This window comes from Microvirga terricola (genome assembly GCF_011777495.1).
Taxonomy (GTDB): Bacteria; Pseudomonadota; Alphaproteobacteria; order Rhizobiales; family Beijerinckiaceae; genus Microvirga; species Microvirga terricola.
Genome location: NZ_JAATJS010000002.1, coordinates 683,822 through 707,908, shown reverse-complemented (window position 1 = coordinate 707,908; position 24,087 = coordinate 683,822). Strand labels below are relative to the sequence as shown.

25 protein-coding genes and 1 pseudogene are annotated in these 24,087 nt (G+C 61.9%); 15 read left to right on the top strand and 11 right to left on the bottom strand.

The annotated features are described in order from the left end of the window. Positions 1-190 precede the first annotated feature (190 nt). Both HB375_RS07750 and HB375_RS07745 read right to left on the bottom strand, forming a co-directional pair. Complete coding sequence (locus HB375_RS07750) at positions 191-1,198, bottom strand: glycosyltransferase family 4 protein (protein WP_167672539.1); 1,008 nt, start codon at positions 1,196-1,198, stop codon at positions 191-193. Continuing rightward, on the bottom strand, positions 1,198-2,013 hold the full coding sequence (locus tag HB375_RS07745; RefSeq protein WP_167672384.1) for a UDP-2,3-diacylglucosamine diphosphatase: 816 nt from the start codon (positions 2,011-2,013) through the stop codon (positions 1,198-1,200). Before HB375_RS07745 ends, HB375_RS07750 begins: the two co-directional genes overlap by 1 nt. A gap of 196 nt (positions 2,014-2,209) precedes the next feature. On the opposite strand from HB375_RS07745, the gene HB375_RS07740 reads away from it, so the two are divergent. Then, positions 2,210-3,142, top strand: coding sequence for an EamA family transporter (locus HB375_RS07740; protein WP_167672383.1), 933 nt, complete (start codon positions 2,210-2,212; stop codon positions 3,140-3,142). A gap of 110 nt (positions 3,143-3,252) precedes the next feature. Further along, a complete protein-coding gene (locus HB375_RS07735; protein WP_167672382.1) occupies positions 3,253-3,870 on the top strand; it encodes a helix-turn-helix domain-containing protein in 618 nt (205 codons plus the stop codon). Here the strand turns inward: HB375_RS07735 and HB375_RS18355 are convergent. From HB375_RS18355 to uraH, 7 genes are all read right to left on the bottom strand, one after another. Further along, positions 3,860-4,597, bottom strand: a complete 738-nt coding sequence (locus HB375_RS18355) for a CatB-related O-acetyltransferase (RefSeq protein ID WP_167672381.1) — start codon at positions 4,595-4,597, stop codon at positions 3,860-3,862. The two genes, HB375_RS07735 and HB375_RS18355, sit on opposite strands and share 11 nt — an antisense overlap. Positions 4,598-4,694: 97 nt before the next feature. Next, positions 4,695-5,627 carry a cytochrome c gene (locus HB375_RS07725; protein ID WP_167672380.1) on the bottom strand — a complete coding sequence of 311 codons (933 nt, stop codon included), beginning with the start codon at positions 5,625-5,627 and terminating at the stop codon, positions 4,695-4,697. Between the two features lie 59 nt (positions 5,628-5,686). After that, positions 5,687-6,121 carry a c-type cytochrome gene (locus HB375_RS07720; RefSeq protein ID WP_167672379.1) on the bottom strand — a complete coding sequence of 145 codons (435 nt, stop codon included), beginning with the start codon at positions 6,119-6,121 and terminating at the stop codon, positions 5,687-5,689. 135 nt (positions 6,122-6,256) lie between these two features. Continuing rightward, the gene (locus HB375_RS07715; protein WP_343232368.1) at positions 6,257-6,577 is read right to left on the bottom strand and encodes a rhodanese-like domain-containing protein; all 321 of its coding nucleotides are present in this window, start codon (positions 6,575-6,577) and stop codon (positions 6,257-6,259) included. Between the two features lie 63 nt (positions 6,578-6,640). Continuing rightward, a complete protein-coding gene (gene lysM / locus HB375_RS07710) occupies positions 6,641-7,087 on the bottom strand; it encodes a peptidoglycan-binding protein LysM (RefSeq protein WP_167672378.1) in 447 nt (148 codons plus the stop codon). A gap of 109 nt (positions 7,088-7,196) precedes the next feature. Continuing rightward, positions 7,197-8,639 (bottom strand): allantoinase PuuE, encoded by a 1,443-nt coding sequence (gene puuE, locus HB375_RS07705; protein WP_167672377.1) that lies wholly within the window; start codon positions 8,637-8,639, stop codon positions 7,197-7,199. Between the two features lie 2 nt (positions 8,640-8,641). After that, positions 8,642-8,995, bottom strand: coding sequence for a hydroxyisourate hydrolase (uraH, locus tag HB375_RS07700; protein ID WP_167672376.1), 354 nt, complete (start codon positions 8,993-8,995; stop codon positions 8,642-8,644). A gap of 191 nt (positions 8,996-9,186) precedes the next feature. On the opposite strand from uraH, the gene HB375_RS07695 reads away from it, so the two are divergent. The 8 genes and pseudogenes from HB375_RS07695 to ligD all read left to right on the top strand — a co-directional run bounded on the left by HB375_RS07695 (position 9,187) and on the right by ligD (position 17,955). Next, positions 9,187-10,413 carry a urate hydroxylase PuuD gene (locus tag HB375_RS07695; protein WP_167672375.1) on the top strand — a complete coding sequence of 409 codons (1,227 nt, stop codon included), beginning with the start codon at positions 9,187-9,189 and terminating at the stop codon, positions 10,411-10,413. A gap of 54 nt (positions 10,414-10,467) precedes the next feature. Continuing rightward, a complete protein-coding gene (locus HB375_RS07690; protein ID WP_167672374.1) occupies positions 10,468-10,902 on the top strand; it encodes a GlcG/HbpS family heme-binding protein in 435 nt (144 codons plus the stop codon). Between the two features lie 158 nt (positions 10,903-11,060). Continuing rightward, the gene (locus tag HB375_RS07685; protein ID WP_167672373.1) at positions 11,061-12,644 is read left to right on the top strand and encodes a peptide ABC transporter substrate-binding protein; all 1,584 of its coding nucleotides are present in this window, start codon (positions 11,061-11,063) and stop codon (positions 12,642-12,644) included. A 79-nt stretch (positions 12,645-12,723) separates the two neighbouring features. Further along, positions 12,724-13,644 carry an ABC transporter permease subunit gene (locus HB375_RS07680; protein WP_167672372.1) on the top strand — a complete coding sequence of 307 codons (921 nt, stop codon included), beginning with the start codon at positions 12,724-12,726 and terminating at the stop codon, positions 13,642-13,644. A gap of 8 nt (positions 13,645-13,652) precedes the next feature. Then, positions 13,653-14,789, top strand: a complete 1,137-nt coding sequence (locus HB375_RS07675) for an ABC transporter permease (RefSeq protein WP_167672371.1) — start codon at positions 13,653-13,655, stop codon at positions 14,787-14,789. 1 nt (position 14,790) lies between these two features. Continuing rightward, positions 14,791-16,419, top strand: coding sequence for an ABC transporter ATP-binding protein (locus tag HB375_RS07670; RefSeq protein WP_167672370.1), 1,629 nt, complete (start codon positions 14,791-14,793; stop codon positions 16,417-16,419). A 43-nt stretch (positions 16,420-16,462) separates the two neighbouring features. Then, positions 16,463-17,029, top strand: a pseudogene (locus tag HB375_RS18135) (DNA polymerase ligase N-terminal domain-containing protein); the annotation flags it as partial. An 8-nt stretch (positions 17,030-17,037) separates the two neighbouring features. Next, the gene (ligD, locus tag HB375_RS18130; protein WP_246728381.1) at positions 17,038-17,955 is read left to right on the top strand and encodes a non-homologous end-joining DNA ligase; all 918 of its coding nucleotides are present in this window, start codon (positions 17,038-17,040) and stop codon (positions 17,953-17,955) included. Positions 17,956-17,969: 14 nt separating this feature from the next. Here the strand turns inward: ligD and HB375_RS07660 are convergent, their stop codons facing one another. Beyond that, on the bottom strand, positions 17,970-18,308 hold the full coding sequence (locus HB375_RS07660; protein WP_167672369.1) for a GYD domain-containing protein: 339 nt from the start codon (positions 18,306-18,308) through the stop codon (positions 17,970-17,972). An 86-nt stretch (positions 18,309-18,394) separates the two neighbouring features. Further along, positions 18,395-19,048, bottom strand: a complete 654-nt coding sequence (locus tag HB375_RS07655) for a glutathione S-transferase family protein (protein ID WP_246728380.1) — start codon at positions 19,046-19,048, stop codon at positions 18,395-18,397. Positions 19,049-19,154: 106 nt separating this feature from the next. Here HB375_RS07655 and HB375_RS07650 point away from each other — a divergent pair, with 106 nt between their 5' ends. From HB375_RS07650 to HB375_RS07630, 5 genes are all read left to right on the top strand, one after another. After that, positions 19,155-19,976 (top strand): polyphosphate kinase 2 family protein, encoded by an 822-nt coding sequence (locus tag HB375_RS07650; protein WP_167672368.1) that lies wholly within the window; start codon positions 19,155-19,157, stop codon positions 19,974-19,976. A 29-nt stretch (positions 19,977-20,005) separates the two neighbouring features. Continuing rightward, entirely contained in the window at positions 20,006-20,803 is a 798-nt protein-coding gene (locus HB375_RS07645; RefSeq protein ID WP_167672367.1) for a GNAT family N-acetyltransferase, read from the top strand. 50 nt (positions 20,804-20,853) lie between these two features. Then, entirely contained in the window at positions 20,854-21,690 is an 837-nt protein-coding gene (locus HB375_RS07640) for a universal stress protein (RefSeq protein WP_167672366.1), read from the top strand. A gap of 159 nt (positions 21,691-21,849) precedes the next feature. Next, positions 21,850-22,785 carry a DMT family transporter gene (locus HB375_RS07635; protein WP_167672365.1) on the top strand — a complete coding sequence of 312 codons (936 nt, stop codon included), beginning with the start codon at positions 21,850-21,852 and terminating at the stop codon, positions 22,783-22,785. Between the two features lie 106 nt (positions 22,786-22,891). Continuing rightward, complete coding sequence (locus tag HB375_RS07630; RefSeq protein ID WP_167672364.1) at positions 22,892-24,082, top strand: substrate-binding domain-containing protein; 1,191 nt, start codon at positions 22,892-22,894, stop codon at positions 24,080-24,082. The last annotated feature ends 5 nt before the right edge of the window (positions 24,083-24,087 follow it).

The following is a 24,087-nucleotide window of genomic DNA, read 5'->3' as shown; positions in this document are numbered from 1 at the left end:
GTCGCAAGTGGTTGGCGAAAGACGCAAGGACACGGCCGTTGACCGGAAGAACAAACTGCGGGCGATTTGGCGGCCTCAGGCGTCCGGCGGACTGGCGTCGTGAAGAATCGTCGAGGCGATAGCACCACAATGCCCGATTGAGGCGCGCTCGTCACCTTCCGTCGTGCGGATAGCAACAGGACCTTACGGTTTATGCTTCCGCGTGCGCTTGCTCGATGTTGGAGAAGAACTGCCGTGCGCTTTCACGCCACGTGAATGTCTCGCCGTAGCTGCGGCATCGATCCTTCGGGATGTCGAGCGCCGCCAGAGCCGCCTCGCGCAGGTCGTCATTGAGAACACCGCAGCCTGAAGCACCGACCACGTCCAGCGGGCCCGTCACCGGATAGGCCGCAATGGGAAGCCCGGAGGCCAGCGCTTCCAGCAGCACGATACCGAAAGTATCGGTGAGGCTCGGAAAGACGAAGACATCGGAGGAGGCATAAATCCGCGCCAGATCCTCCCCGGCGAGCGCGCCGAGGAAACGGGCCGTGGGAAATTTGCCCTCCAGCTCAGCGCGCGCCGGGCCGTCGCCAACCACGACCTTGGTTCCGGGAAGGTCGAAGGAAAGAAAGGCTTCGAGGTTTTTCTCCACCGCGACCCGTCCGACATAGAGAAAGATCGGGCTGGCGGCATCGAGAATGCGCTCGTTACGCGGGCGGAAGAGCTGCGTATCCACGCCCCGCGTCCAGCGCCGGATATTGCGGAACCCGCGGCCTAAGAGTTCGCGCTCCAGCGACGGCGTGCTGACCATCACGGCCCGGCCGCCGTTGTGAAACCGCCGGATCGCGCTGTAGGACCACGCTTCGGGGATCGGCACGCGGGCAGACAGGTACTCAGGAAAGCGGGTGTGATAGCTCGTCGTGAAGGCCCGCTGCTGCCGCCGGCAGACCCATCTCGTCGCAAGACCGATAGGCCCCTCGGTCGCGATGTGGACATGGGTCGGGTCGACATCTTCAATAAAGCGCGCAACCGCGCCCGGCGCGGCGAGCGAAAGGCGGATCTCCGGATAGGTCGGCATCGGGCAGGACCGGAAGCGCTCCGGGGTCAGGAACGTGACCTGGGCACCGAAGCCCGGTGCCTCCGCCGCCATGTATTCCAGCGAGCGCACGACCCCGTTGATCTGAGGTCGCCACGCATCGGTCGCGATCAGGAGACGCATCACGCGGCCTTCTGCTGTGGGACCGCCGGCGCGCTCAGGCGCGGCGTGGCTTGCTTGGCCTTTTGCATCTCGGTCCAGCGGATCAGCTGGAAGGTGCCGTCATAATGCTCGACGATGGCTGTGCAGGATTCCACCCAGTCGCCGGTATTCACATAACGCACGCCGAAATCGTCGTGCATCGCGGCGTGATGGATATGGCCGCAGATGACGCCGTCCGCGTCGTGCCTTTTCGCTTCCGTGGCAAGCAGTTCCTCGAAGCGGCTGATGAAGTTCACCGCGTTCTTGACCCTCATCTTGGCCCACGACGACAAGGACCAGTACGTCAGCCCGAGCTTGCGCCGCGCGATGTTGAGGTAGGTATTGACGAAGAGCGCCGCGGTGTAAGCCCCATCGCCCAGCAAAGCGAGCCAGCGCGCGTGGCGCACGACGAGATCGAACTGGTCACCGTGGATGACGAGATAGCGCTTGCCATCAGCGGCCTCGTGGAGGGCGTAATCGGCGAGTTCCACGCCACCGAGGCTGATGCCGATATAGTCGCGTAAGAATTCGTCGTGGTTGCCGGGGATGTAGATCAGGCGGGTGCCTTTGCGGACCTTGCGCAAAAGCTTCTGCACCACGTCGTTGTGCGCCTGCGGCCAATACCAGCCCGATTTGAGCCTCCAGCCGTCGACGATGTCCCCCACGAGATAAATCGTGTCGGCATCGTAGTGCTTGAGAAAGTTCAAGAGCGACGCAGCCTGACATCCCTTGGTCCCCAGATGGAGATCGGACAGGAACAGCGTACGCACGCGGACAGCTTCGAAATCCTCGGCCATGCGACGTCCTCACTTGGCTTGGCTTGCGTCAGCCAAACAGGATTCGCTTTGCGGCCTTGTGACGTTTGCCTTGCGGATTTGTGACAGCTGGCGCCGTCTTCATGCACAGAACGCAGGCACTTTAGACCGAATAGCACTTCACGTTAGGGACGCATCGTGATTGTTTGCGTTTCTCGACTGAAGCGACTCAAAGCCCGTGAAACCTCTTCTGGGGATTACCCTCAAAGTCCTGTCCGCCCTCGCCTTCACAATGATGTCGGCCGGGCTGAAGACGCTCACGACCCGCTATCCCGTCGGCGAGATTGTTTTCTTCCGCTCGACCCTGGCCCTCATCCCGCTTCTCATGTGGCTGGGCTGGCAGGGCGATCTCATCAATGCGGTGCGGACAAACAACGTTCCTGGCCATTTCCTGCGCGGGATCATCGGCACCTGCGGCATGTATCTCGGCTTCGTCACCCTCGCCTATCTGCCACTCCACGACACCATCGCTATCGGCTACGCTTCGCCTCTCATCGTCGTCATCCTGGCCGCGCTGCTGCTGAACGAGCAAGTCCGCTTCTATCGCTGGACAGCGGTGGCGGTCGGGTTCGTGGGCGTTCTCATCATGCTGTCGCCCTACCTGAAACTCGAAACCTTCTCCGGCGGCCTGGCCGCGGGACCGACCTTCGGCGCGCTTTGCGCCCTTCTCGGCGCTTTCTGTTCGGCGGGCGCGATGATTCAGGTGCGGCGCCTGACCCAAACGGAAAAGACCGGGGCCATCGTCTTCTATTTCTTCATCCTCGCCTCCACCCTGTCGCTATGCACCATCGTCCTGGGCTGGAAGATGCCAGATGGGCCGGACATGCTGCTTCTTGCCCTCGGCGGCTTTTTGGGCGGGATCGGCCAGATCCTGGTCACGCAGAGCTACCGCTTCGCCGATACCTCGGTCATCGCACCCTTCGAATACACCACCATGATCTGGGCCTTGCTGTTCGGCTGGTTCGTCTTTGGCGATCTGCCGACCCTGACCATGGTCATCGGAGCGTCCATCGTCGCCGCCACGGGCCTTTTCATCGTCTGGCGAGAACACCATCTCGGCGTGCAAAGGGCGAGAGACCTGGAAATCGCATCCCAGAGAAGTGGCGGCTAAGCCGATCTTCCCAGCCCTGGGACACAGCCAGCGCTTGACCCGTCCTGCCAGTTACCCCAAAACCGTTTTGAGGAACAAACGTTCGGTCTTTCAGGACAGAGGCAAGTCACATGGGCGTCGAAGGCAAAGAGAGGCACCGGGATCTGGATACCGGCGCGCAGGTTTTGTCGGGCCACATGGGCAAGACCATTCAGCGGCTGCGCAAGGCCTACAACCTGTCCCTGTCGGAACTCGCCGAGCAATCCGGCGTGGCCAAGTCCATCATCAGCCAGATCGAGCGGAACGAAACCAATCCCACGCTGGCCACGATCTGGCGGCTGAGCCAGGCTCTCGACGTCTCCATCGAGCGGGTGCTCGCGACCAGCGATGAAGAGCCCTTCATCGAAAAATCCTCCCGCGCCGACACCCCGATCCTCGTCTCGGAAGACGGCAAGATGCGCCTCGCCATCATCGGATGGCTGAAGACCATCGAATGGCTGCAATGGTACGACGTGCAATCCGACGCCGGCGGCGTGCTCGATTCCGACAGCCACCAGCGCGGTTCGGTAGAGTGTCTCTCGGTTCTCGAAGGCGAGTTTGAAGTCGAGGTCGGCGGCGCAACCCAGCGGGCAAAGGCTGGCGAGACCCTGCGCTATCGCTGCGACCGCCCCCATTCGGTGCGCTGCGTCAGCGATACGCCGGGCCGGGCGACCATGGTCTGCATCCTCAAAGCGGCCGTTATGGACTGACCTTTTCAGGATCGACGGTCCTCAGGTAGGTGTTGCCGTCCTTGACGAAGAGCTGCGTCGGCTGCGGCTTGAGCCGCTCTAGCGAGATGATCGGGTTCTCAAAAAAATCCAGCATCGCCGCAGGATTGTCGAGCGGCAGGCTGGCCTTGCCGGCGAGCATCTTCGGCAGGTCGTATTGCCACCAGGCCACCTTCTGGAGGCGCTTGATGGTCGCCTCATCGAAGCGATACTTCACCACGCGACCGGGATTGCCGACGACGACCGCATAATCCGGCACATCCTTCGCCACCACCGCTCCCGCGCCGATGATTGCGCCGTTGCCGATTGTCACGCCGGGAAGGATGAGCGCCCGCGCGCCGATCCAGACATCGTGTCCGATGCGGGTGATCTTGGGGTAGGCGTCAAAGGTGAAGGGCGGCTCGTAGGCGACGAATTTCGGGTAGATGTTCCTGTGGCTAAAGGGGTGAGACGTGAGCCACTGGGTCGGGTGCGCGCTTCCACGAATGAGGACGCCGTCACCGATGGAACAATAGCGCCCGATGACGGCATAGGCGATGCCACCCTTCGGAGCCGTGTAGGAGTAGGCCCCCATGAAGACATTCATGAGATTGGTCGCCGAATAGATCTTGACCGGCGGCTCCCACACGAAGCTCTCGTCGAATGTCCCACCCATGTCGAGCCCGTGCTTCAGCAAGAGCTCTTTCACACTGACTTTTTCTTGCTGCATGGGACGAGTATCGATACGAAATGGCGTTACATTTCTCTGTATCGATACAACGTTAAAATTGGAAGTACTTCCAGCGCGCTTTGCTTTGGGAAACGACCTATTCCGGCTTTTTGTATGCCGTCCTCTGCGGCAACGAGAGGATATATTCGGCCATGGCTTGCCGGTCGCTCTCGGGCAATTGAGCGATGTTGTGCACCACCGACACCATCGAGCCGCCGACCGTGTCGAAGTTCGGCGTCTCTCCTGACTTTAGAAGCGCCGTCATTTCCTCGAGCGTCCAGCCGCCCACGCCGCCGGGGCCGGCGGTGATGTTGGGAACGACGCCCTTGCCTTCCGGGTCCGGTCCGCCCGCAAAGCGACGATCCGCCATGATCGCGCCGGCGATGTTGCGCTCGCTATGGCATTCCGCGCAGTGGCCCGCGCCTTCCACCAAGTAGGCGCCACGGTTCAACTCGGGGGATTTGTTCGGATCGGGCTTCAAAAGCGCGCCGTCCAAGAAGGCCAGTTTCCAGAGGCCCAGTCCCCTGCGGACGTTGAACGGAAACGGCAGCTCATGCGGCGGCGCCTCGCCTTCGACCGCAGACAGCGTCATCAGGAACGCGAACAGGTCGGACAGATCGTCCGGCGTCATGTGCTGATAAGAGGTGTAGGGAAAGGCCGGATAATAATGCTCCCCCTCGGGCGACACGCCTTCGCGCATGGCGCGCACGAAATCGGCGACACTCCACGAGCCGATACCATCCCGCTTATGGGGCGAGATGTTCGGCGTATGGAAGGTCCCGAAAGGCGTCGTCAACGCCAGGCCGCCGCCGAGACGCGTGCGATCCTCCTGTCCGGGCACGGCATGGCATGAGGAGCAGCCGCCTGCAAAGAATAGCGTACGACCGTTACTCAAGTCGGGCTGACGACCGGTGCTGGGCGCCGGATGCTCGCCGCGAAGAAGGCGGTAGGCGGTTGGTGTCGTCAGCGCCAGGAACCCCAGCCCTCCGCACACAGCCAAAACAAACAGGCCCGCCAACGCCTTACGCATACGTGTTCTCCGAAATGAAACGGGCGGCACAAGGCCGCCCGGATCGCATCCTGTCGGGCTTAGCCCTTGCGGAAGGTCTTGTGGCAGGTGCCGCAGTTTTGCAGAACTTTCGGGAACTCGGCCTTGAAGGAGGCTTCGTCCTTGATGGAAGACATCGCGGCCTGAGCGTCCTGTTCCAGCTTCGAGAAGCTGGAGTCGAATGTGGCCTTGCTGTCCCAAATGGCAGGGAGAGCCTCGGTCTTCTCAGTCGTGGCCTTGGAGGACTCGGGGAAAAGGCTCGACGCCTTTTTTGCGTTCGTCGAAATGGTCTTGAGGGCCGCCTGGGCCTTGGCGAGGTCGAAGGGCTCCTGACCCCGCAGCATACCGCCGGTGGTCTTGGTCTCACCGCCCATCTGCTTCATGAGAGCCTGGCGCTGCTCGACAACGCTGCTCTCGGCAAGGGCCGCAGTGACGCCCAGGGCCAGAAGGCCAGCCACAAGAATTACACGCTTCATACGATGTTCCCCACGTTGGCGCGAGCAATGGCATTTTTGACGAACCATTCCCGCCTTAGCTGTAACTACCGCATATTTTGTACGATTCCGGCAACAGGGGAATGGGAACACATCTGCGTGATGAGCCGGCTTCCATTATTCAATGGGCTCGCCGGCCAGCGCCCAATCCTTGAAGCCGCCCTTGTAATGCTCCCGCAGATCGAGCCCCGCAACTTGGGCGAATTCAATGGCGCGAACCGAGCGAACGCCCGCGGCACAGGAGAAGACGATCCGCTTGCCCTGCGGCAGGGACGATGGGTCGAAGGCGGATAGCGGGTGGGAAATCGCACCCGGAATATGGCCCGCCGCATACTCGTGCGGCTCCCGGACATCGACGAGCAGGACCGAGCCCTCGCTCAGCGCTTTCTTGATGGCGTCGCGGTCGAGATCGACGATTGGATTTCCGGCTCCGGTCACAGGCTCCTCCGTGCGTTCATGGGTCCTATGATTTCGCACAAAGGATAGCCGTCGCGATAGTCCTTATGCCATCGCCGGAATGCGTAGCACCCAGCCCGGCTGGATCATGTCGGGGTTTTTGACCGGGGGCGAATTGGCCTTCACGATTTCCGTATATTTCGCGCCGTGGCCCTTGCCGTAATGCTTCTCGGCGATAGCCCACAGGGTATCGCCCTTCTGGACCGTGTACATGGTCGATTGGCTTCCGGGCGTCTGGATCTGGAGACTGCTCGTGTCCACCTCAGCGACTCCGAAGGTGTTGCCAAGAGACAGGATGATTTTCTCGGCCTCCTCCTGACTGACCGCCTGCCCCGACAGCTTGACCTTATCGCCGTTGACCTCGATTCCAAGTTTGTTGGCATCGAAGCCGTGGCTTTGAACTTCCTGTTTCAACTTGTCCGCGGTCGCCGCCTCGGCACTCCCACCAAAAATCTTGGCTCCCGCCTCCTTGATGAACGTGAACAAGCCCATGTCCCTCTCCTCTCGCACGGGCCTGGCACACATGACCAAGCCGCCACGAAGACGCGTGGACGCAAAGGCCAGTTCCGCTTGGACGCGGGCGCGAAGGAGTTAAGGTCCCCTAAGCCAGCGACGAGAACACATCCGCCAAGGACGGCAAGCGATCCTTCAGGCGCAACAGGGCGATCAGCTCGATCTGGACCACTGCCGTGTCGAACTCGCGATCCGCGTCATGGGCGACCCGTTCCTCGAAGGCCGCCAGGATTTCGTCCTTCGTCCGTCCTTTGACCGCCATGATGAAGGGGAACCCGAATTTCTGCTTGTAGGCGTCGTTGAGCGAAAGAAACCGGTCGCGTTCCGCCTCCGTAAGGCTGTCAAGGCCGGCAGAAGCCTGCTCGCCACGGGAATCTTCGGTGAGTTCGGCGAGCTTCAGGCGGCCGGCGAGATCGGGATGCGCCCGGATCAATGTCAGCTTCTGGTCGCGAGTCGCCTCGGAGAGCACATGAACCATCGTGGCGTGGAGGCCCTCGGCGGTGTCCTGCGCCGAGGACAAGCCTGAATCGTAGGCCTTCTCGGCGATCCAGGGCGAGTGCTCGAAGATGTCGCCATAAAGCTCCACGAAGACGGCCTTGCTCATCGTGCTGGGCTTGAGGCTTGCCGGGCGATGGTGCCGGATCCAGTGCCGCGCGATATCGATACGCTTGGCGACCCAGACATCCTCGTGGGAGGCGACGTAGTCGAGAAACCGCGCCAGCGCGGCGGCGCGGCCGGGACGGCCGACGAGGCGGCAATGCAGGCCCACCGACATCATCTTTGGCGCGGTCGCGCCCTCGGCGTAGAGCGTGTCGAAGGAATCCTTCAGATAGGAAAAGAACTGATCGCCCGAATTGAACCCCTGCGGCGTCGCGAAACGCATGTCGTTGGCGTCGAGCGTATAAGGCACGATCAGCTGCGGATTCTTGGTGCTTTCGTCCCAGTAGGGAAGTTCATCCGCATAGGAATCGGCGCAATAGAGAAAGCCGCCCTCCTCCGCCACCAGGCGGATCGTATGCTCCGAGGTGCGGCCCGTGTACCAGCCGGTCGGCCGCGCTCCCGTAACCTCGGTGTGGATGCGGATCGCCTCCTTGAGATGGGCCCGCTCCTCGTCGGAGGAAAAGTCCTTGTAGTCGATCCACTTGAGGCCGTGGCTGGCGATTTCCCAATCTGCCTCCTTCATGGCGGCGACCGCCTCGGGATTGCGCATCAGGGCCGTCACGACGCCATAGACGGTGACCGGCATGCCGCGCTCGGTGAACATCCGCCACAGTCGCCAGAACCCGGCGCGGGAGCCGTATTCGTAGATCGATTCCATGCTCATGTGCCGCTGGCCCGGCCAAGCAGCAGCGCCGACGATCTCGGACAGGAATGCTTCGGAAGCCCGGTCGCCGTGCAGAATGCTGTTCTCGCCGCCTTCCTCATAATTGATCACGAACTGCACGCAGATGCGCGCACCGTTCGGCCAATCGGCATGCGGCGGGTTTCGGCCATAGCCGACGAGGTCGCGAGGATAAGATGCGTCAGCCATGGTCAGCTTCCCCGGTAGGTTGAATAGCTCCAAGGCGAGACGAGAAGTGGCACATGATAGTGCCCATCTGCTTCGGCGATGGAAAAGCGGATTGGAACGATATCGAGGAAAGGCGGGTCGGCGAGCGCCGTGCCCATCGTCTTGAAATACGCCCCCACCTCGAACACGAGTTCGTAAACCCCGGTACGGAACGCGTCGCCCGTCATGAGCGGCGCGTCGGTGCGCCCATCGGCGTTGGTCGTCGTACGAAGGACCGAACGACGCCCCCCTCCCTCTATCGCGAAAAGTTCGACGGCGATGCCTTTGGCGGGCCTGCCATTGGCGGTATCCAGGACGTGGGTGGACAGGCGGCCCATGAGAACCTCGATCAAAGATGGGGTACGAATGTTCCGGCGCCGCCCGCCGCCGTCAAGCGGTGAGTGAAAGCCGGCACCGAGGGCTTGAATTTTCCTGAAGCGGTTCCTGTTGAAAAAGCCTAACGGCAGGTCTTTCGCAAAGCGCAAAGCGCCCCTAGGCTCTCCTTTCCGTCATTTTCGCACGTGGCCGCATGATCGACCCACAAATCTCCGAATGGATCAGCCAGCTTCTTCGCTGGACGCACGTCATTACCGCCATTGCCTGGATTGGCTCGTCTTTTTACTTCATCCATCTGGATCTGAGCCTGAAGAAGCGCGATGGCCTGCCGCAAGGGGTTGGCGGCGAAGCTTGGCAGGTTCATGGCGGCGGCTTCTACAACATGCGCAAATATCTCGTTGCGCCGCCGGAGATGCCGAAGGAGCTGACCTGGTTCAAATGGGAAAGCTACGCCACCTGGATCACCGGCTTTTTCCTGCTGGTCTGGGCTTATTACCTCCATGCCGATCTTTACATGATCGATCCAGCGATCCGCGCGCTGGCTCCGTGGCAGGCGGTCGGCATCGGCATCGTGTCCCTGGCGCTCAGCTGGTTCGTGTATGAAGGCCTTTGCCGGTCGCCCCTCGGCAAGAACGCCATCGCCCTCGGGATCGTGCTGTTCTTCTATATTCTGGCAGCGGCTTATTTCTTCACGCATGTCTATAACGGCCGCGCCGCCTTCCTGCATACGGGTGCGATGATCGCGACCTGGATGTCGGCGAGCGTGTTCTTCATCATTATCCCGAACCAGAAGAAGGTGGTTGCCGACCTGCTAGCGGGGCGCCTGCCCGATCCGATGCTCGGCAAGGAAGCGAAGCTGCGCTCGACCCACAACAACTACCTGACGCTTCCCGTCATCTTCCTGATGCTCTCGAACCATTACCCGCTGGCATGGTCGTCCCGCTATTCGGTGGCCATCATCGGGCTTGTGGTCATCGCCGGCGCGGCTTTGCGCCATTTCTTCAATTCTCGCCATGCCGACAAGGGGTCGCCCTGGTGGACATGGGGCGTCGCGGCAGCCTGCCTCATCGCCGCAATCTGGCTCTCGATCATCGGCAAGCCCGGCAATGCCAATCTGGCAAGCACTCCGGTGGAGGCGACGCCGGCGACCCTCGCGGCCTCGTTCGAAGAGGCGACGCTTGCCATTCAATCCCGCTGCTCCATGTGCCATGCGGCCGAGCCCGTTTGGGAGGGCATTCCTGTCGCGCCCAAGGGTGTACGCCTCGATACGCCGGAGGAGATCGCCCGCCATGCGGATCAGATCAGGGTGCAGAGCGTCCTGACCCATGCCATGCCGCCCAACAACATCACCGAGATGACGCTAGAGGAGCGCACAACCGTCGCGGCCTGGCTGGCACAAAAGGACGCGGTGACGCGCTAAATAGCTTCGTTTATTCACGCCTCAAAAACTGGCTCTCAAGGAGGGGACCCCAGAATGCCCGAACTCACCCTACAGACGGCGCAGACCATCGTGTCGGCGGCGCTCAAGACCGCGCGCGAGAAGTCGTTCAAGGCGCTCGCCATCGTCGTCTACGACGAGCGCGGCGCGCTCAAGGCCCTCGCCTCCGAAGACGGCACCAGCCTGAAGCGGGCCGAGATCGCCATGGGCAAGGCCTATGGGGCCCTCTCCCTCGGCGTCGGCTCGCGGGCGCTGCACAAGATGGCGACCGACCGTCCCTATTTCGTCGCCGCAGCGACCCACGCGGTCGGCGGCCAACTCGTCCCCGTGCCCGGTGGCGTGCTGATCAAGGACGCGAAGGGACGAATCCTCGGCTCGGTCGGAGTGTCAGGCGATACATCCGATAACGACGAAATTGCGGCGGCGGCGGGCATCGAGGCCGCCGGGCTGGTCTTCGACGCCGGCGCATGACGTTTCTCCACACCCCTAAGCCCTTGATTTTATTGGAGCGAAATGGGGCACTGGACAGAAACGGTTGTTTGAACAACAAATGGGACAAGGTCACGCTTCAGCGCTTGGACCGAAATATTTCTAAACCCTAAGGCAAAACCACAAAGGGAACACGTCTAATGTCATGGTTGAAAACTTTGGCCCTCGCCTCCGTCGCGACGGCAGCACTCATGGGCTCGGCATCGGCCGAGGTCGTTTACAACCGAGCCAATACCGGTGAGCCCGAGACACTCGACACCCACAAGACCTCGACCGTGCAGGAATCGCACATCCTGCGCGACCTGCTCGAAGGCCTCGTGACCTACAACGCCAAGGGCGAAGCCGTTCCCGGCCAGGCCGAAAAGTGGGACATCAGCGCTGACGGCAAGACCTACACCTTCAAGCTCCGTGACGGCATCAAGTGGTCGAACGGCGACCCGGTGAAGGCCTCGGACTTCGTGTACTCCTACCGCCGCATCATGAACCCGGAAACGGGCGCCAAGTACTCGAACATCCTCTACCCGATCCTGAACGCCGAGAAGATCAACAAGGGCCAGGGCAAGGTCGAAGATCTCGGCGTGCGCGCCATCGACGACAAGACCGTCGAGATCAAGCTCGAAGCGGCGACCCCGTACTTCATCGAGCTCCTGACGCACCAAACCAGCCTTCCAGTTCATCAGGGTTCGGTCGAGAAGTTCGGCAAGGACTTCGTGAAGCCGGGCAACCTCGTGTCGAACGGCGCTTACAAGCTCACCGAGTTCGTCCCGAACTCGCACATAAAGCTCGCGAAGAACGACGCCTACTACGGCGCGAAAGACGTCAAGATCGACACGGTCATGTACTACCCGGCACCGGATTTCGCGGCAGCCGTGCGTCGTTACGAAGCCGGCCAGCTCGACACCACCGACGACCTTCCGGGTGACCAGATCAAGTCGCTCAAGGAGCGTTTCAAGGATCAGGTGAGGCTCGGCCCGTATCTCGGCACCTGGTTCCTCGTCGTGAATTCGTCCAAGGCACCGCTCAGCGATGCACGCGTGCGCCAGGCGCTCTCGATGGGTCTCGACCGCGAGTTCATCGCCGAGCAGATCTGGGGCCAGACCATGCAGCCGGGCTACTCCTTCATGCCTCCGGGCGTGGGCAATTACGGCGAGCCGGCCTACATGGACTACAAGGACATGTCGCCGATCGACCGTGAGGCGAAGGCCAAGGACCTCCTGAAGGCCGCGGGCTTCGGCCCCGGCAAGCCGCTGAAGGTCGAAATCCGCTACAACACCACCGACAACAACCGCAACACGGTTGTGGCCGTGGCCGAGCAGTGGAAGCAGATCGGCGTCGAGACGTCGTTCATCAACACGGACGGCAAGACGCACTTCGCTTACCTGCGTGATGGCGGCGACTTCGACGTGGCCCGCTACGGCTGGATCGCGGACTACTCGGATCCGAACAACTTCCTGTTCCTGCTGCAGAGCGATAACAAGGGCTTCAACTACGGCAAGTACAATAATCCGGAGTTCGACGGCCTTCTGAAGCAGGCGGCGACCGAACTGGACCTGTCCAAGCGCGCGGATCTCATGAAGAAGGCTGAGACCATCCTCATGAAGGACATGCCCTGGATTCCGGTCATGTACTACGGCAAGGCGCAGCTGATCTCGCCGAAGATCAAGGGCTTCGTCATGAACACCCGCGGCGTCTATCCGTCGCGCTTCCTCTCGAAGGACCAATAAGCTTTAAGCAACGGGGTGGCTCGTCTCTGACGGGCCACCCCTTTTTGTTTTTTGCTGTCCTGAGCATGGAGGCCTTCGCGTGCTCTCGTACATCTTCCGCCGACTCTTGTCGGCTATCCCGACGCTATTTGTGATCGTCACGATCGCATTCTTCCTCATCCGCCTTGCGCCCGGTGGCCCGTTCGACCTGGAACGCCCCCTCGAAGCGAAGGTGATGGAGAACCTCAACCGGATCTACCAGCTTGATCGCCCTCTCATCGAACAGTACTGGCTCTATCTGAGCGCTGTTCTGAAGGGTGACTTCGGCCCATCCTTCTATCTCCGCGACTTTTCCGTCGCTGAACTGTTCGCTCGCGGCCTTCCGGTCTCCATGACCCTCGGCAGCCTTGCCCTGACGCTCGCCGTTCTCGTCGGCGGCACGCTGGGGGCCATTGCCGCCCTGCGCCAGAACAGCGGCATCGACTACCTCGTGACCGGCCTCGGGGCGCTCGGGTTGACCATCCCGAATTTCGTCGTCGCGCCGATCTTCCAGATCGTGTTCGGTTTGGCGCTGGCTGTCCTGCCGATTGCGGGCTGGAACAACGGCTCTCCTGCCAATCTCGTGATGCCGGTGCTTGTGCTGGCCCTGCCGCAAATCGCGGTGGTGGCGCGCATGACCCGCGCGGCCATGATCGAGAACCTGCGCTCCAACCACATCCGCACGCTGCGCTCGCTGGGCCTGCCGTCGCTGACCATCGTCAAACATGCGCTTCGCGGCGCGGCCTTGCCGGTCGTCTCCTACCTCGGCCCCGCGGCCGCCGCGCTGCTCACGGGTTCGGTGGTGGTGGAAACCATCTTCGGCCTGCCGGGCGTCGGACGCTACTTCGTCGAAGGCGCGCTGAACCGCGACTACACGCTCGTCATGGGCACTGTGGTCGTCGTCGCCGTGTTCGTGCTCCTGTTCAACCTCGTGGTCGATATCCTCTACGCGATCATCGATCCGCGCATTCGCTACGATTGAGTTGTCCCATGGCTGAAGGCGCAGTTCTTCCTGCTGAAACATTGAAAGACCCGGTCGTCGGGCGCTCGCTTTGGGTGGAGGCGCGTGGCCGCCTCGTCCGCAACAAGGCGGCGTTCGGCAGCATCATCCTCTTGGGCCTCATCGCGTTCGCCTGCATTTTCGGGCCGTTCGTGACGGGACACCCGTTCGACAAGGTCTATCCTGACTACGTGAAGGTCCCGGCGAGCCTCTCGTCCTATCCCAAGCCCGATCAGATCGAGCCGAATATCGAACGTATCGGCGCGCGTGTCCGTGCGAAGGCCGAGAACATCACCATCAAGGGTGACGACGTGCAGATGACCCTTGTCGGCCAACGTCCTATCGACGAGCGGTTGCTCGCTTATTTCGAGCGGTCAGACCTCTTCGGCGCGGCGAAAGTCCTCGAGCGCGCCGATGAAGGAAAGCGCATCGTCGTCGAGGTGCCCCTGAAGCGGAAATACTTTTTCTTCGGGACGGACACGAACGGGCGCGATCTTCTCACCCGCACCATGAAGGCCGGGCAGGTTTCGCTCGCCATCGGCCTGCTCGCCACTTTCGTCGCCATCGTGATCGGTGTGGCTTACGGCGCAACGTCTGGGTATCTCGGAGGCCGGGCTGATCTCGTGATGATGCGTGCAGTCGATGTTCTCTACTCGCTGCCATTCATCTTCTTCGTGATCATGCTGGTGGTGTTCTTCGGCCGCAACTTCGTGCTGATGTTCATCGCGGTCGGCGCGGTCGAATGGCTCGACATGGCCCGCATCGTTCGCGGTCAGACACTGTCGATCAAGCGGCAGGAATACGTGCAGGCGGCCGAAGCGCTCGGTGTCGAGACGAAGGGCATCATCCGTCGTCACGTCATTCCCAACACGCTGGGTCCGGTCGTCGTCTATATGACTCTGCTGGTTCCGAAGGTGATCCTGCTCGAGAGCTTTCTCTCCTTCCTGGGCCTCGGCGTTCAAGAGCCTAACACCAGTCTTGGCGTGCTGATCTCCGAAGGCGCCAAGAACATCCAGGGTGCAACCTGGATGCTGATTTATCCCTCCGTCACTCTCGTCGCGATCCTGTTCTGTTTGAACTTCATTGGCGACGGCTTGCGCGATGCGCTCGATCCGAAGGACCGTTGATATGGCCCAACCTGTTCTTGCGGTCCGCAACCTTCACGTCCGTTTCCGCACAGGCGACGGCACCCTGCATGCGGTGAAGGGCATCGATATCGACGTCAATGCGGGTGAAACCGTCGCCATTGTCGGCGAGTCCGGCTCGGGCAAGAGCCAGACCATGATGTCCGTCATGGGGCTTCTCGCCTCGAACGGCTGGGCCGAAGGCTCGGTAAAGTATCGCGGCGAGGAGCTGGTGGGCCTGTCGCCCAACAAGCTCAACCACTATCGCGGCTCCAAGCTCACCATGATCTTCCAGGAGCCGATGACCTCGCTCGATCCGCTCTACAAGATCGGCGATCAGCTGGCGCTTCCGCTCACCACCCATGGCGGCTTGAACAAGGCTCGGGCGCGCAAGCGCGCGATCGAGCTTCTGGAGCTCGTGCGCATTCCCGATCCGGAACGGCGCATCGACTCCTACCCGCACGAAATGTCGGGCGGCCAGCGTCAGCGCGTCATGATCGCCATGGCGCTTGCCAACAATCCCGACGTTCTGATCGCGGACGAGCCGACGACGGCGCTCGACGTGACGGTGCAGGCGAAGATCCTCGAACTCTTGAGCGATCTTCAGAAGCGCCTCGGTATGTCGATCGTATTCATCACGCACGATCTCGGTATCGTGCGCCGCTTCGCCGACCGCACCTATGTCATGAAGCGTGGCGAGGTGGTCGAGAGCGGCAAGACCGGCGATATATTCGCTGCGCCGAAGCATCCCTACACGCAGATGCTCATCGACGCGGAGCCGACCGGCCGCAAGGAGCCCGTGCCGGCCGGTGCGCCGATGGTTCTGGAAGCCAAGGACGTTCAGGTCACTTTCGGCCTGAAGAAGAGCTTCTTCGGCAAGGCCGGCCATGTCCTCCGCGCGGTCGACGGCGTCAGCCTGTCGGTCCGTGCCGGTGAAACCGTTGGCGTCGTGGGTGAGTCCGGTTCGGGCAAGTCGACGCTGGGGCGCGCGATCCTGCGGCTGCAACCCGCCTCCGGCATGGTGCGGTTCGAGGATCGCAACCTGATGCCGCTCGACCGCGGCGGCATGCGTCCTTTGAGGCGTCACCTGCAGCTGGTGTTCCAGGACCCCTTCGGCTCGCTCTCTCCCCGCATGACGTCGGGCGAGATCGTGACCGAAGGTCTTCTCGTTCACGAGCCGAGCATTTCCCGAAAAGAGCGCGACCGGCGCGCCGCACAGGCCTTCGAGGAAGTGCGGCTCGATCCGGCGTGGCGCAACCGCTTCCCGCATGAATTCTCAGGTGGCCAGCGCCAGCGCATCGCTATTGCCCGCGCGATGATCCTGCATCCGAAGCTCGTCGTCCTCGACGAGCCGACTTCGGCGCTCGACCGCTCGGTGCAGAAGGAGATCGTGGAGCTGCTGCGTGAGCTGCAGAAGGCTCATGGCTTGGCTTACGTCTTCATCAGCCACGACCTCGCGGTGGTGCGTGCGCTTTCCGACGAGATCATGGTCATGAAGACCGGCAAGGTCGTGGAGCGCGGAACCGCCGAGCAGATCTTCGACCGACCGAAGGAAGACTACACCCGCGACCTCATCGCGGCCGCCTTCCTCACCGAGAACGCGAAGGCCGAGGCGAGAAGCCTGGCCTCTTAAACCACCGGAACCATCACCATGGCGCGGGATTTGACTCCGCGCCATGGCAAGGCTCGCCGCCTATCGCGCCAAGCGCGACTTCACGAAGACATCGGAGCCGTCGGGCCGCACCGCTCGGCGAGGCGGCTCTTCTTATGTCGTGCAGAAGCATGATGCTTCCCACTTGCACTACGATTTTCGGCTGGAGCTCGACGGCGTCCTGAAGAGCTGGGCGGTGACGAAGGGCCCGAGCCTCGTCACAGGCGAGAAGCGCCTCGCCGTGCATACTGAAGACCATCCTCTCGATTACGGCGATTTCGAAGGTACGATTCCTGAGGGCCAATATGGCGCGGGAACGGTCATGATCTGGGATCGCGGCATCTGGGAACCGGAGGGCGACCCGGAAGACGGCTATGCCAAAGGCCGCCTGAACTTCACCTTGAAAGGCAAGAAGCTGCGCGGGGCGTGGCATCTCATCCGCATAGCCCCTCGCCCGCACCGGCATCAAGAGTCCTGGCTCCTCATCAAAGGCGACGACGCCTATGCCCGCAGCGAGGACGAGCCGGACATTCTGGAAGAGGCTCCCGACTCCGCCAAAACCGGCCGCTCGCTTCAAGAGATCGCCGAAGAGACCGGCTCATGAACGATGTCGCGCAAACACGCGCCCGACGGGCGAGCCGCACGCCTTCGGCGCTTGAAGTTGCCGGTGTCCCCCTCACCCATCCCGACCGCGTGCTTTGGGAGCAGCAAGGGCTGACGAAACAGGAACTGGCGGAGTTCTATGTCGGCATTGCGGATTGGCTCCTGCCGCATCTGATCGACCGCCCTCTCACCCTCGTGCGGTGCCCTTCCGGTTCACACAAGAATTGCTTCGTCCAGCGCCACCCCTGGACACGGTCGAGCGCCTTCATTCACCGGACGCGGGTTCCCGCCAAGAAAGGCGAGCAGACCGTGCTGTCGGTTGGCGACATCAAGGGCGTCGTCGCTCTTGTTCAGGCGGGCGTCCTGGAAATGCACGTTTGGGGCGCGACGATCACCGATCTGGAACATCCAGATCGCCTCATCTTCGATTTCGACCCCGGCGATGGCGTTGCTTGGCCGCGCGTGATCGAGGCGGCGCTTGCGATGCGCGAGCGGCTGCGGAGCACGAAGCTAGAGAGCTTCGTCAAGACAACCGGCGGCAAAGGCCTTCACGTCGTGGTGCCTCTCAAGCCGAAGGCCTCGTGGCCGGAGGCAGCAGCTTTTACGCGCCGCATCGCGCAGGCCATGGCCGCCGATGAGCCGGATCGCTACACGGCGATGTCGGCCAAGCGCAAACGCGGTGGCCGGATCTTCATCGACTATCTGCGCAACACCCGCGAAGCCACCGCCATCGCGCCCTATTCGACACGCGCTCGAGAAGGCGCGCCGGTTGCGACACCGGTTGCCTGGGACGAGCTTTCCCCGGATCTCAGACCGAATGGTTTCACAGTCGCGAACCTAGGGGAGCGCCTGGCAAACCTCCGGCAAGACCCTTGGTCCGACATGGGCCGCATCGATCAGGTCTTACCGGGGTAATCGCAATAATCAGGTCAGGGCAGCGGCACCCCGGCGGGATGAAACGACGCCGTGATCGAGCCGGCTTTGGTGAAGGCAGCCTTCATCTCGGCGGATGTCATGGCGAAGGTGGTTTTGAGGTCAGTGACCGCGCCGCTCGCGCCCGCAACGATGGCCCCCGTCGCAGCGCCGTCGAAAGGTCCTTCGGAGATGGTGAGAAAATCGTACTCCCCAAAGGTCATGTAATAGGCGATCATCCGTCCGCCGGCTTTTGCGATAAATTCCCCAACCGCCTCGGCCCGGTCTTCCGGTCGCGCCAACATGCCCTTCAAGGCTTGCTGCGTAAAACGTCCCTGCGTGATGAAAATCGGCATGCCTCAATCTCCTTCGAAAGGGAGAAAATCCTCGCATAGAGGCGCGCCGTCTCATTTGATGGATGTCAATGGCGGCGCGGCGAGACTTAAAAGAAGGGAGCCGTGATGCCTTCGGCCTTGAGGGTTTCCTGCACGGCGGGGCGGGCGAAGACGCGCTCAGCGAAGCGGCCGAGGTTCGGCAGGGTGCGAGCCGGGCGCGGCATGTTGCGGCTCCAGCGGATCAGCATGAACAGGAAGAGATCGGCTGCGGAAAAACGGTCACCCAGCAGCCATGTCTTGTCGCCGAGTTGCTCGGAAATCAGGTCGAACATCCGGTTGAGGCGCTGACCTGCGGCTTCCTTCACGCTCGGGATGGCGGCTTCATCCACCACGTGCTGATGCGGATAGAACCAGACGCGATATTCCGGCTGCACGGTGTTCGTGAGATGGACCATCCACTTGTAGAACTGGCTCCGCTCTGCGCTGCCGAGAGCCGGTGCGAGGCCTGATACGGGGAACTTGTCGGCAATGTGCAGGGCGATGGCAGCCGTCTCGAAAACCACGTTTTCACCGTCGACCAAAACCGGGATCAGACCGTTGGGGTTAAGCTTGCGATAGGCCTCGCCCTTATGCGCATCGTTATCGCGGTCGATGAAGCGCAACTCGAAATCTGCTCCGGCTTCGCGCAGCATCGCGTGGGGTAAGAAGCTGGCAAGGCCAGGGGCGTAGTAGAGAGCAAGCATCGGATCGACCTTCGTCATCGCAGGGAGAGCGCCTTGATAGGCTGGCGCCCGCGCCGGGTAAAGACTGTCTTCCTTTCGCCATTAGTTGCTCTATCGTTGTGGGGAAGACCAAGGGGAGACCCGGATGGGTTCACTGCAAGACGCAATCAAGAAGCTCCAGATCAAGCCCGGTGACCGGATCAAGTTGAAGGAGCGAGACGCGCACGACAAATGCGGTTTCGACGATCAGGTTAGAACTGAAGCAGAAACCGCCATTATGGCGCAGGAGATCGATCAACTGCAGGATCGTCTCTATGCAGAGGGGACCCGCTCTCTCCTGATCGTGCTGCAAGGCATGGATACCGCCGGCAAGGACGGAACCATTCGTGGCGTGTTCAATACGGCAGGCCCCGTCGGCGTTTCGGTGACGGCGTTTAAACAGCCGACCGAGAACGAACTGGCGCATGACTTTCTCTGGCGCGCGCACGCCGCCTGCCCGCGACGCGGCACCGTCGGCATTTTCAACCGCTCGCATTACGAGGACGTTCTCATCGCGAAGGTGAAAAGCCTCGCGCCGAAGGAGGCTATCGAAAAGCGCTACGACCAGGTCAACGACTTTGAGCGCATGCTGATGGAGAACGGCACGACGATTCTCAAGTTCATGCTTCACATTTCAAAGAAGGAGCAGGCCGAGCGTTTGCAGGAGCGCCTCGACAATCCGAAGAAACACTGGAAGTTCAACCCCGGCGATCTCGATGACCGCAAACTCTGGAACGAGTTCGAGGACGCCTACGAGACCATGCTGCATCGCTGCTCGACTAAGTGGGCCCCGTGGCATGTCATCCCCGGCGACCACAAATGGGTCCGCAACGCCGCGATCGCATCGATCGTGAGGGCGACGCTCGAAGACATGAACCCGCGCTACCCCGCCGTTTCGTGGAAGCCGAGCGACTTCAAGATCGTGTAAAAACGCGGCACGGTCCAGGGACGAGCGAAATGACCGACAAAGCACTCTTGAGCCTCTATGATTCCGAGGTCCGCGCCTGGATTGGGCAGCTTTCGCCAGGATACGTCACGGAGCTGGCGGGTCAGGTGGTTCGCCTGATCGGACCGGGCGAGCAGGCGCACGACAACGCGGTTCTCTGGACCGGCCTCGACAGCGCGAACGCAGATGCCGCCATAGCCGAGCAAACCGCCTTCTTCGGATCACAGGGGCGCGCTTTCGAGTGGAAGCATTTCAGCCACGACGAACCCTTCGACCTCGGCGCGCGGCTTCAAGCAGCAGGCTTCGTGCCGGACGACGCTGAAACCCTCGTCGCCTTCGATGTCGCGCAAGATCCTGGTGATAGGCCCCTCCCCGCCGGCATCCGCATCGAGCGGCTCGACGATCCAGCCGCGTGCGCGGATATCGCGACCGTCAACGGCGCGGTTTATGGGGATTCCGAGAGTGCCGCGTGGCTCGCAGAGACCATCGCGCAGGAAAAGCGAGCAGCCCCTGACAGCCTGTCGATCTATGCCGCCTATGCGAATGACGAACCCATTAGCGTCGGCTGGATGCGGCACAAGCGCGGCGATACCTTCGGCGGTCTGTTCGGTGGCTCGACGCTGGCGGAATGGCGGGGCAAAGGCGTCTATTCCGCCCTCGTCGCCGCCCGCGCCCGCGAGGCCTTGGCGCGCGGCTGCCGCTGGCTGACGGTCGATTGCAGCCCGATGAGCCTTCCCATCTTGGAGCGGCGGGGCTTCCGGCGTCTGTCGGTCATCACACCCTTCATTTGGTCACCGCCCGCCTCATAACCTTAGCCGGTGGGCTTGCCGAGGATGGGTTTGAGCGCGACAATATCTTTATGAAAAGCATCCTCGTCCCCATCGAAGACCACGGCATCGTGGAACCGATCCTCGAAACGGCCCTTCTGCTCGGGCGGGCTTTCGACAGCTACATCGAGGGCATTGCGGTCACGCCGGATTACCCGGTGGTGCTCCCGGTGGACATCGCCATCGGCGTTCCCTCGCCGATTACCCCGGAAAACCGGATGGAGATCGCGCAGGCGTGCCGGCAGCGTTTCGAGGCCTTCATGGTCACGAAACAGGTTTCCCGCGCTGCGTCCGTTCTGGCGGGCTTAGGCTATGCCTGGCGGCAGGATGGATTGGTGGAAGACGCGTTTCTGGGTGCTTACGGGCGCGTCTTCGATGTCACCGTGGTCGGACGCCCCGATGGCACGAACGGCCATACGCGGCTTTCCACGGTCGAAGCGGCCCTGTTCGAAACCGGCCGCCCGGTTCTCATCGCACCGCCAAAGACACCCGCCTCGTTCGGCCAGACCGTCGTGATCGCCTGGAACCGCAGCACCGAGACAGCCCGCGCGGTGCAGGGCGCGATGCCGCTTCTCGCCAAGGCACGCCGCGTCATCGTCCTAGAACTCGAAGATTGGGGCGTCCCCGGCCCATCCGCAACAGAACTGGTGCGATCCTTGCGCATTCACGGGATGACCGCCGAGGCGCTGACCGTGCCGGACCCGGCCGGCAAGCCAGGCGAGACGATCCTGTCGGAGGCGGAAGCGCTCGGCTGCGACCTTCTCGTCAAAGGCGCATATACGCAAAGCCGCTTGCGCCAGATGTTCTTCGGCGGCGCGACGAGCCACATCCTCAATCAGACGCAAATTCCCGTCCTGATGGCGCATTGAGGGGGCATCTCTACCTCCGAGACTTGTGAATCGCCGACGCTTCACCCATGAATGCGCCCCGGTTGCCTGCGCCTGTTGCAGGATTCTCAAGAGCTTTTCCATGCCGCCTTTTGCGGAAATCGTTCTATCGCCGGTGAACACTTGTTGCGGTGATGCGCGATGAACCGGCCCAAGGCCATGTCCGCCTCGACGCTCCGGTCAGCATCGCTCGCCGGCATCGGCTTCATGCTGCTCGGCGTTTTCCTGTTCTCCGTCAACGACGTGATGGGGAAATGGCTGGTTGCCACCTATTCGGTCGGCCAGTTGCTTCTGATACGCAGCATTGCGGCGCTCGCAGTGCTCTTTCCGCTTATGCGCAAGCAGAAGGTACCACTCGCAGTTCCGTCGCGGCCCGGCCTGCATGGCTTACGCATCGTCTTCTCCACTGTCGAAGTCGCCTGCTTCTATTGGGCGGTCACGTATCTGCCGCTGGCCGATGTGATGACCTACTATCTCGCGGCCCCGATCTATGTGGCGGCGCTGGGCGTCTTCTGGCTCGGAGAAAAACTCGACTGGCCACGCATCGCCGCCATCGGCGCTGGATTCATTGGCGTCCTCATCACGCTGCGGCCTTCGGAGGCGACGCTGACGCTCCCCGCGTTGGTCGCGCTCGCGGGCAGCCTGTCCTATTCCATGCTGATGATCACGACGCGCCAGCTGCGTGACACGCATGACGCGACGCTCGTGCTCGGGCAGATCCTCGGCGCGCTGATCTTTGGAGCTGTGACCGCGCCTTTCGCATGGGTGATGCCGTCTTTTCTCGAACTCGCGGTGCTGTTTCTCCTCGGCATCGTGTCGATGGCAGGACATGCCTGCACCAACCGCTCGTTGAAGATCGCACCGGCCTCCATCGTCGCGCCATATCAGTACACGCTGATTGTATGGGCCATCGTGCTCGGCTATCTCGCGTTTGGCGACATCGTTGGCTTCTGGACGCTTGTCGGCGCGAGCGTCATTTGCGCATCCGGCTTGGTGCTGATGGTGCTGGAGCATCGCGCCGCGCGGCGGGCACGCCCGGCGTCCGACATCGAAGCGCCGATTCTGCCGGAAGCATGACGCAGGGCATTGAGCTGCCTAAATAATCTCCACAGAAGTCCAAGAGTTGAACTTGACACGACGCGACCGCGGATCGTCAATGGCGCAACAATATATGGGGAGTCGAATGCGCCTAAAGCTTTCAATCGCTACCGCCGCGGCAAGTCTTTTGCTGACCTCGACCGCGTTCGCCCAGGACATCAAGATCGCGCTCATCGCCGGCAAGACGGGTCCGCTCGAGGCTTACGCCAAGCAGACCGAAGCCGGTTTCATGATGGGGTTGGAATACCTCACCAAGGGTACGATGGCCGTTGGCGGTCGCAAGATCTCGGTCATCGTCAAGGATGACCAGCTCAAGGCCGACCTCGCTAAGACCCTGCTGGAGCAGGCCTATAACGACGACAAGGTCGATCTCGCCATCGGCACCACTTCGTCGGCAGCCGCGCTCGCCATGCTTCCGGTCGCGGAAGAAAACGGCAAGGTGCTGATCGTCGAGCCGGCTGTCGCCGACGCGATCACTGGCGAAAAGTGGAACCGCTTCATCTTCCGCACCGCCCGCAACTCGACGCAGGACGCTTATGGCGCGGCCGCAGCCGTTCCGGCGAGCGGCGACGTGTCGATTGCGACGCTCGCGCAAGATTACGCCTTCGGTAAAGACGGTGTCGCCGCGCTCAAGAGCGCGCTGGCCGAAATTCGCCCGAATGCCAAAATCGTGTTCGAGGAATACGCGCCCCAGAACGCAACCGACTTTACCGCCTCCGCGCAGCGCATCTTCGACGCGCTCAAGGACAAGCCGGGCAAGAAGATCATCAACATCATCTGGGCGGGCCAGCACCCGCTGCCGAAGATCGCCGACCTGAAGCCCGAGCGCTTCGGCATCGAGATCGCGCCGGGTGGCAACATCCTGCCGGCCATGCAGATCTACAAGAACTATCCCGGCATGGAAGGCGCGGTTTATTACTACTATGCGTTCCCCAAGAACCCGATGAACGACTGGCTCGTGGCCGAGCACCAGAAGCGCTTCAACGCACCGCCGGACTTCTTCACGGCGGGCGGTTTCGCGGCGGCATCTGCGGCTCTCACGGCTATCGAGAAGGCCGGCGGCACCGACACCGAAAAGCTCATCAAGGCCATGGAAGGCATGAGCTTCGAGACGCCGAAGGGCACGATGACCTTCCGCAAGGAAGATCACCAGGCGCTGCAGGCCATGTATCACTTCAAAGTGAAGGCTGATGGCAAGGACGCGAACGACCTGCTCGATCTCGTCAACACCATCCCGGCCGACAAGATGCCGATCCCGGTTCGGAACAAGCGCTGATCTGA

Bases quoted from the DNA above. Each gene is read 5' to 3' on its own strand.
- HB375_RS07745 (WP_167672384.1), bottom strand. From the start codon at position 2,013: ATGGCCGAGGATTTCGAAGCTGTCCGCGTGCGTACGCTGTTCCTGTCC.
- lysM (WP_167672378.1), bottom strand. From the start codon at position 7,087: ATGGGCTTGTTCACGTTCATCAAGGAGGCGGGAGCCAAGATTTTTGGT.
- HB375_RS07660 (WP_167672369.1), bottom strand. From the start codon at position 18,308: ATGCCGATTTTCATCACGCAGGGACGTTTTACGCAGCAAGCCTTGAAG.
- HB375_RS07685 (WP_167672373.1), top strand. From the start codon at position 11,061: ATGTCATGGTTGAAAACTTTGGCCCTCGCCTCCGTCGCGACGGCAGCA.
- HB375_RS07695 (WP_167672375.1), top strand. From the start codon at position 9,187: ATGATCGACCCACAAATCTCCGAATGGATCAGCCAGCTTCTTCGCTGG.
- ligD (WP_246728381.1), top strand. From the start codon at position 17,038: ATGAACGATGTCGCGCAAACACGCGCCCGACGGGCGAGCCGCACGCCT.
- uraH (WP_167672376.1), bottom strand. From the start codon at position 8,995: ATGGGCCGCCTGTCCACCCACGTCCTGGATACCGCCAATGGCAGGCCC.
- HB375_RS07655 (WP_246728380.1), bottom strand. From the start codon at position 19,048: ATGACGAAGGTCGATCCGATGCTTGCTCTCTACTACGCCCCTGGCCTT.
- puuE (WP_167672377.1), bottom strand. From the start codon at position 8,639: ATGGCTGACGCATCTTATCCTCGCGACCTCGTCGGCTATGGCCGAAAC.
- HB375_RS07690 (WP_167672374.1), top strand. From the start codon at position 10,468: ATGCCCGAACTCACCCTACAGACGGCGCAGACCATCGTGTCGGCGGCG.
- HB375_RS07735 (WP_167672382.1), top strand. From the start codon at position 3,253: ATGGGCGTCGAAGGCAAAGAGAGGCACCGGGATCTGGATACCGGCGCG.
- HB375_RS18355 (WP_167672381.1), bottom strand. From the start codon at position 4,597: ATGCAGCAAGAAAAAGTCAGTGTGAAAGAGCTCTTGCTGAAGCACGGG.
- HB375_RS07645 (WP_167672367.1), top strand. From the start codon at position 20,006: ATGACCGACAAAGCACTCTTGAGCCTCTATGATTCCGAGGTCCGCGCC.
- HB375_RS07720 (WP_167672379.1), bottom strand. From the start codon at position 6,121: ATGAAGCGTGTAATTCTTGTGGCTGGCCTTCTGGCCCTGGGCGTCACT.
- HB375_RS07635 (WP_167672365.1), top strand. From the start codon at position 21,850: ATGAACCGGCCCAAGGCCATGTCCGCCTCGACGCTCCGGTCAGCATCG.
- HB375_RS07640 (WP_167672366.1), top strand. From the start codon at position 20,854: ATGAAAAGCATCCTCGTCCCCATCGAAGACCACGGCATCGTGGAACCG.
- HB375_RS07675 (WP_167672371.1), top strand. From the start codon at position 13,653: ATGGCTGAAGGCGCAGTTCTTCCTGCTGAAACATTGAAAGACCCGGTC.
- HB375_RS07650 (WP_167672368.1), top strand. From the start codon at position 19,155: ATGGGTTCACTGCAAGACGCAATCAAGAAGCTCCAGATCAAGCCCGGT.
- HB375_RS07750 (WP_167672539.1), bottom strand. From the start codon at position 1,198: ATGCGTCTCCTGATCGCGACCGATGCGTGGCGACCTCAGATCAACGGG.
- HB375_RS07630 (WP_167672364.1), top strand. From the start codon at position 22,892: ATGCGCCTAAAGCTTTCAATCGCTACCGCCGCGGCAAGTCTTTTGCTG.
- HB375_RS07725 (WP_167672380.1), bottom strand. From the start codon at position 5,627: ATGCGTAAGGCGTTGGCGGGCCTGTTTGTTTTGGCTGTGTGCGGAGGG.
- HB375_RS07670 (WP_167672370.1), top strand. From the start codon at position 14,791: ATGGCCCAACCTGTTCTTGCGGTCCGCAACCTTCACGTCCGTTTCCGC.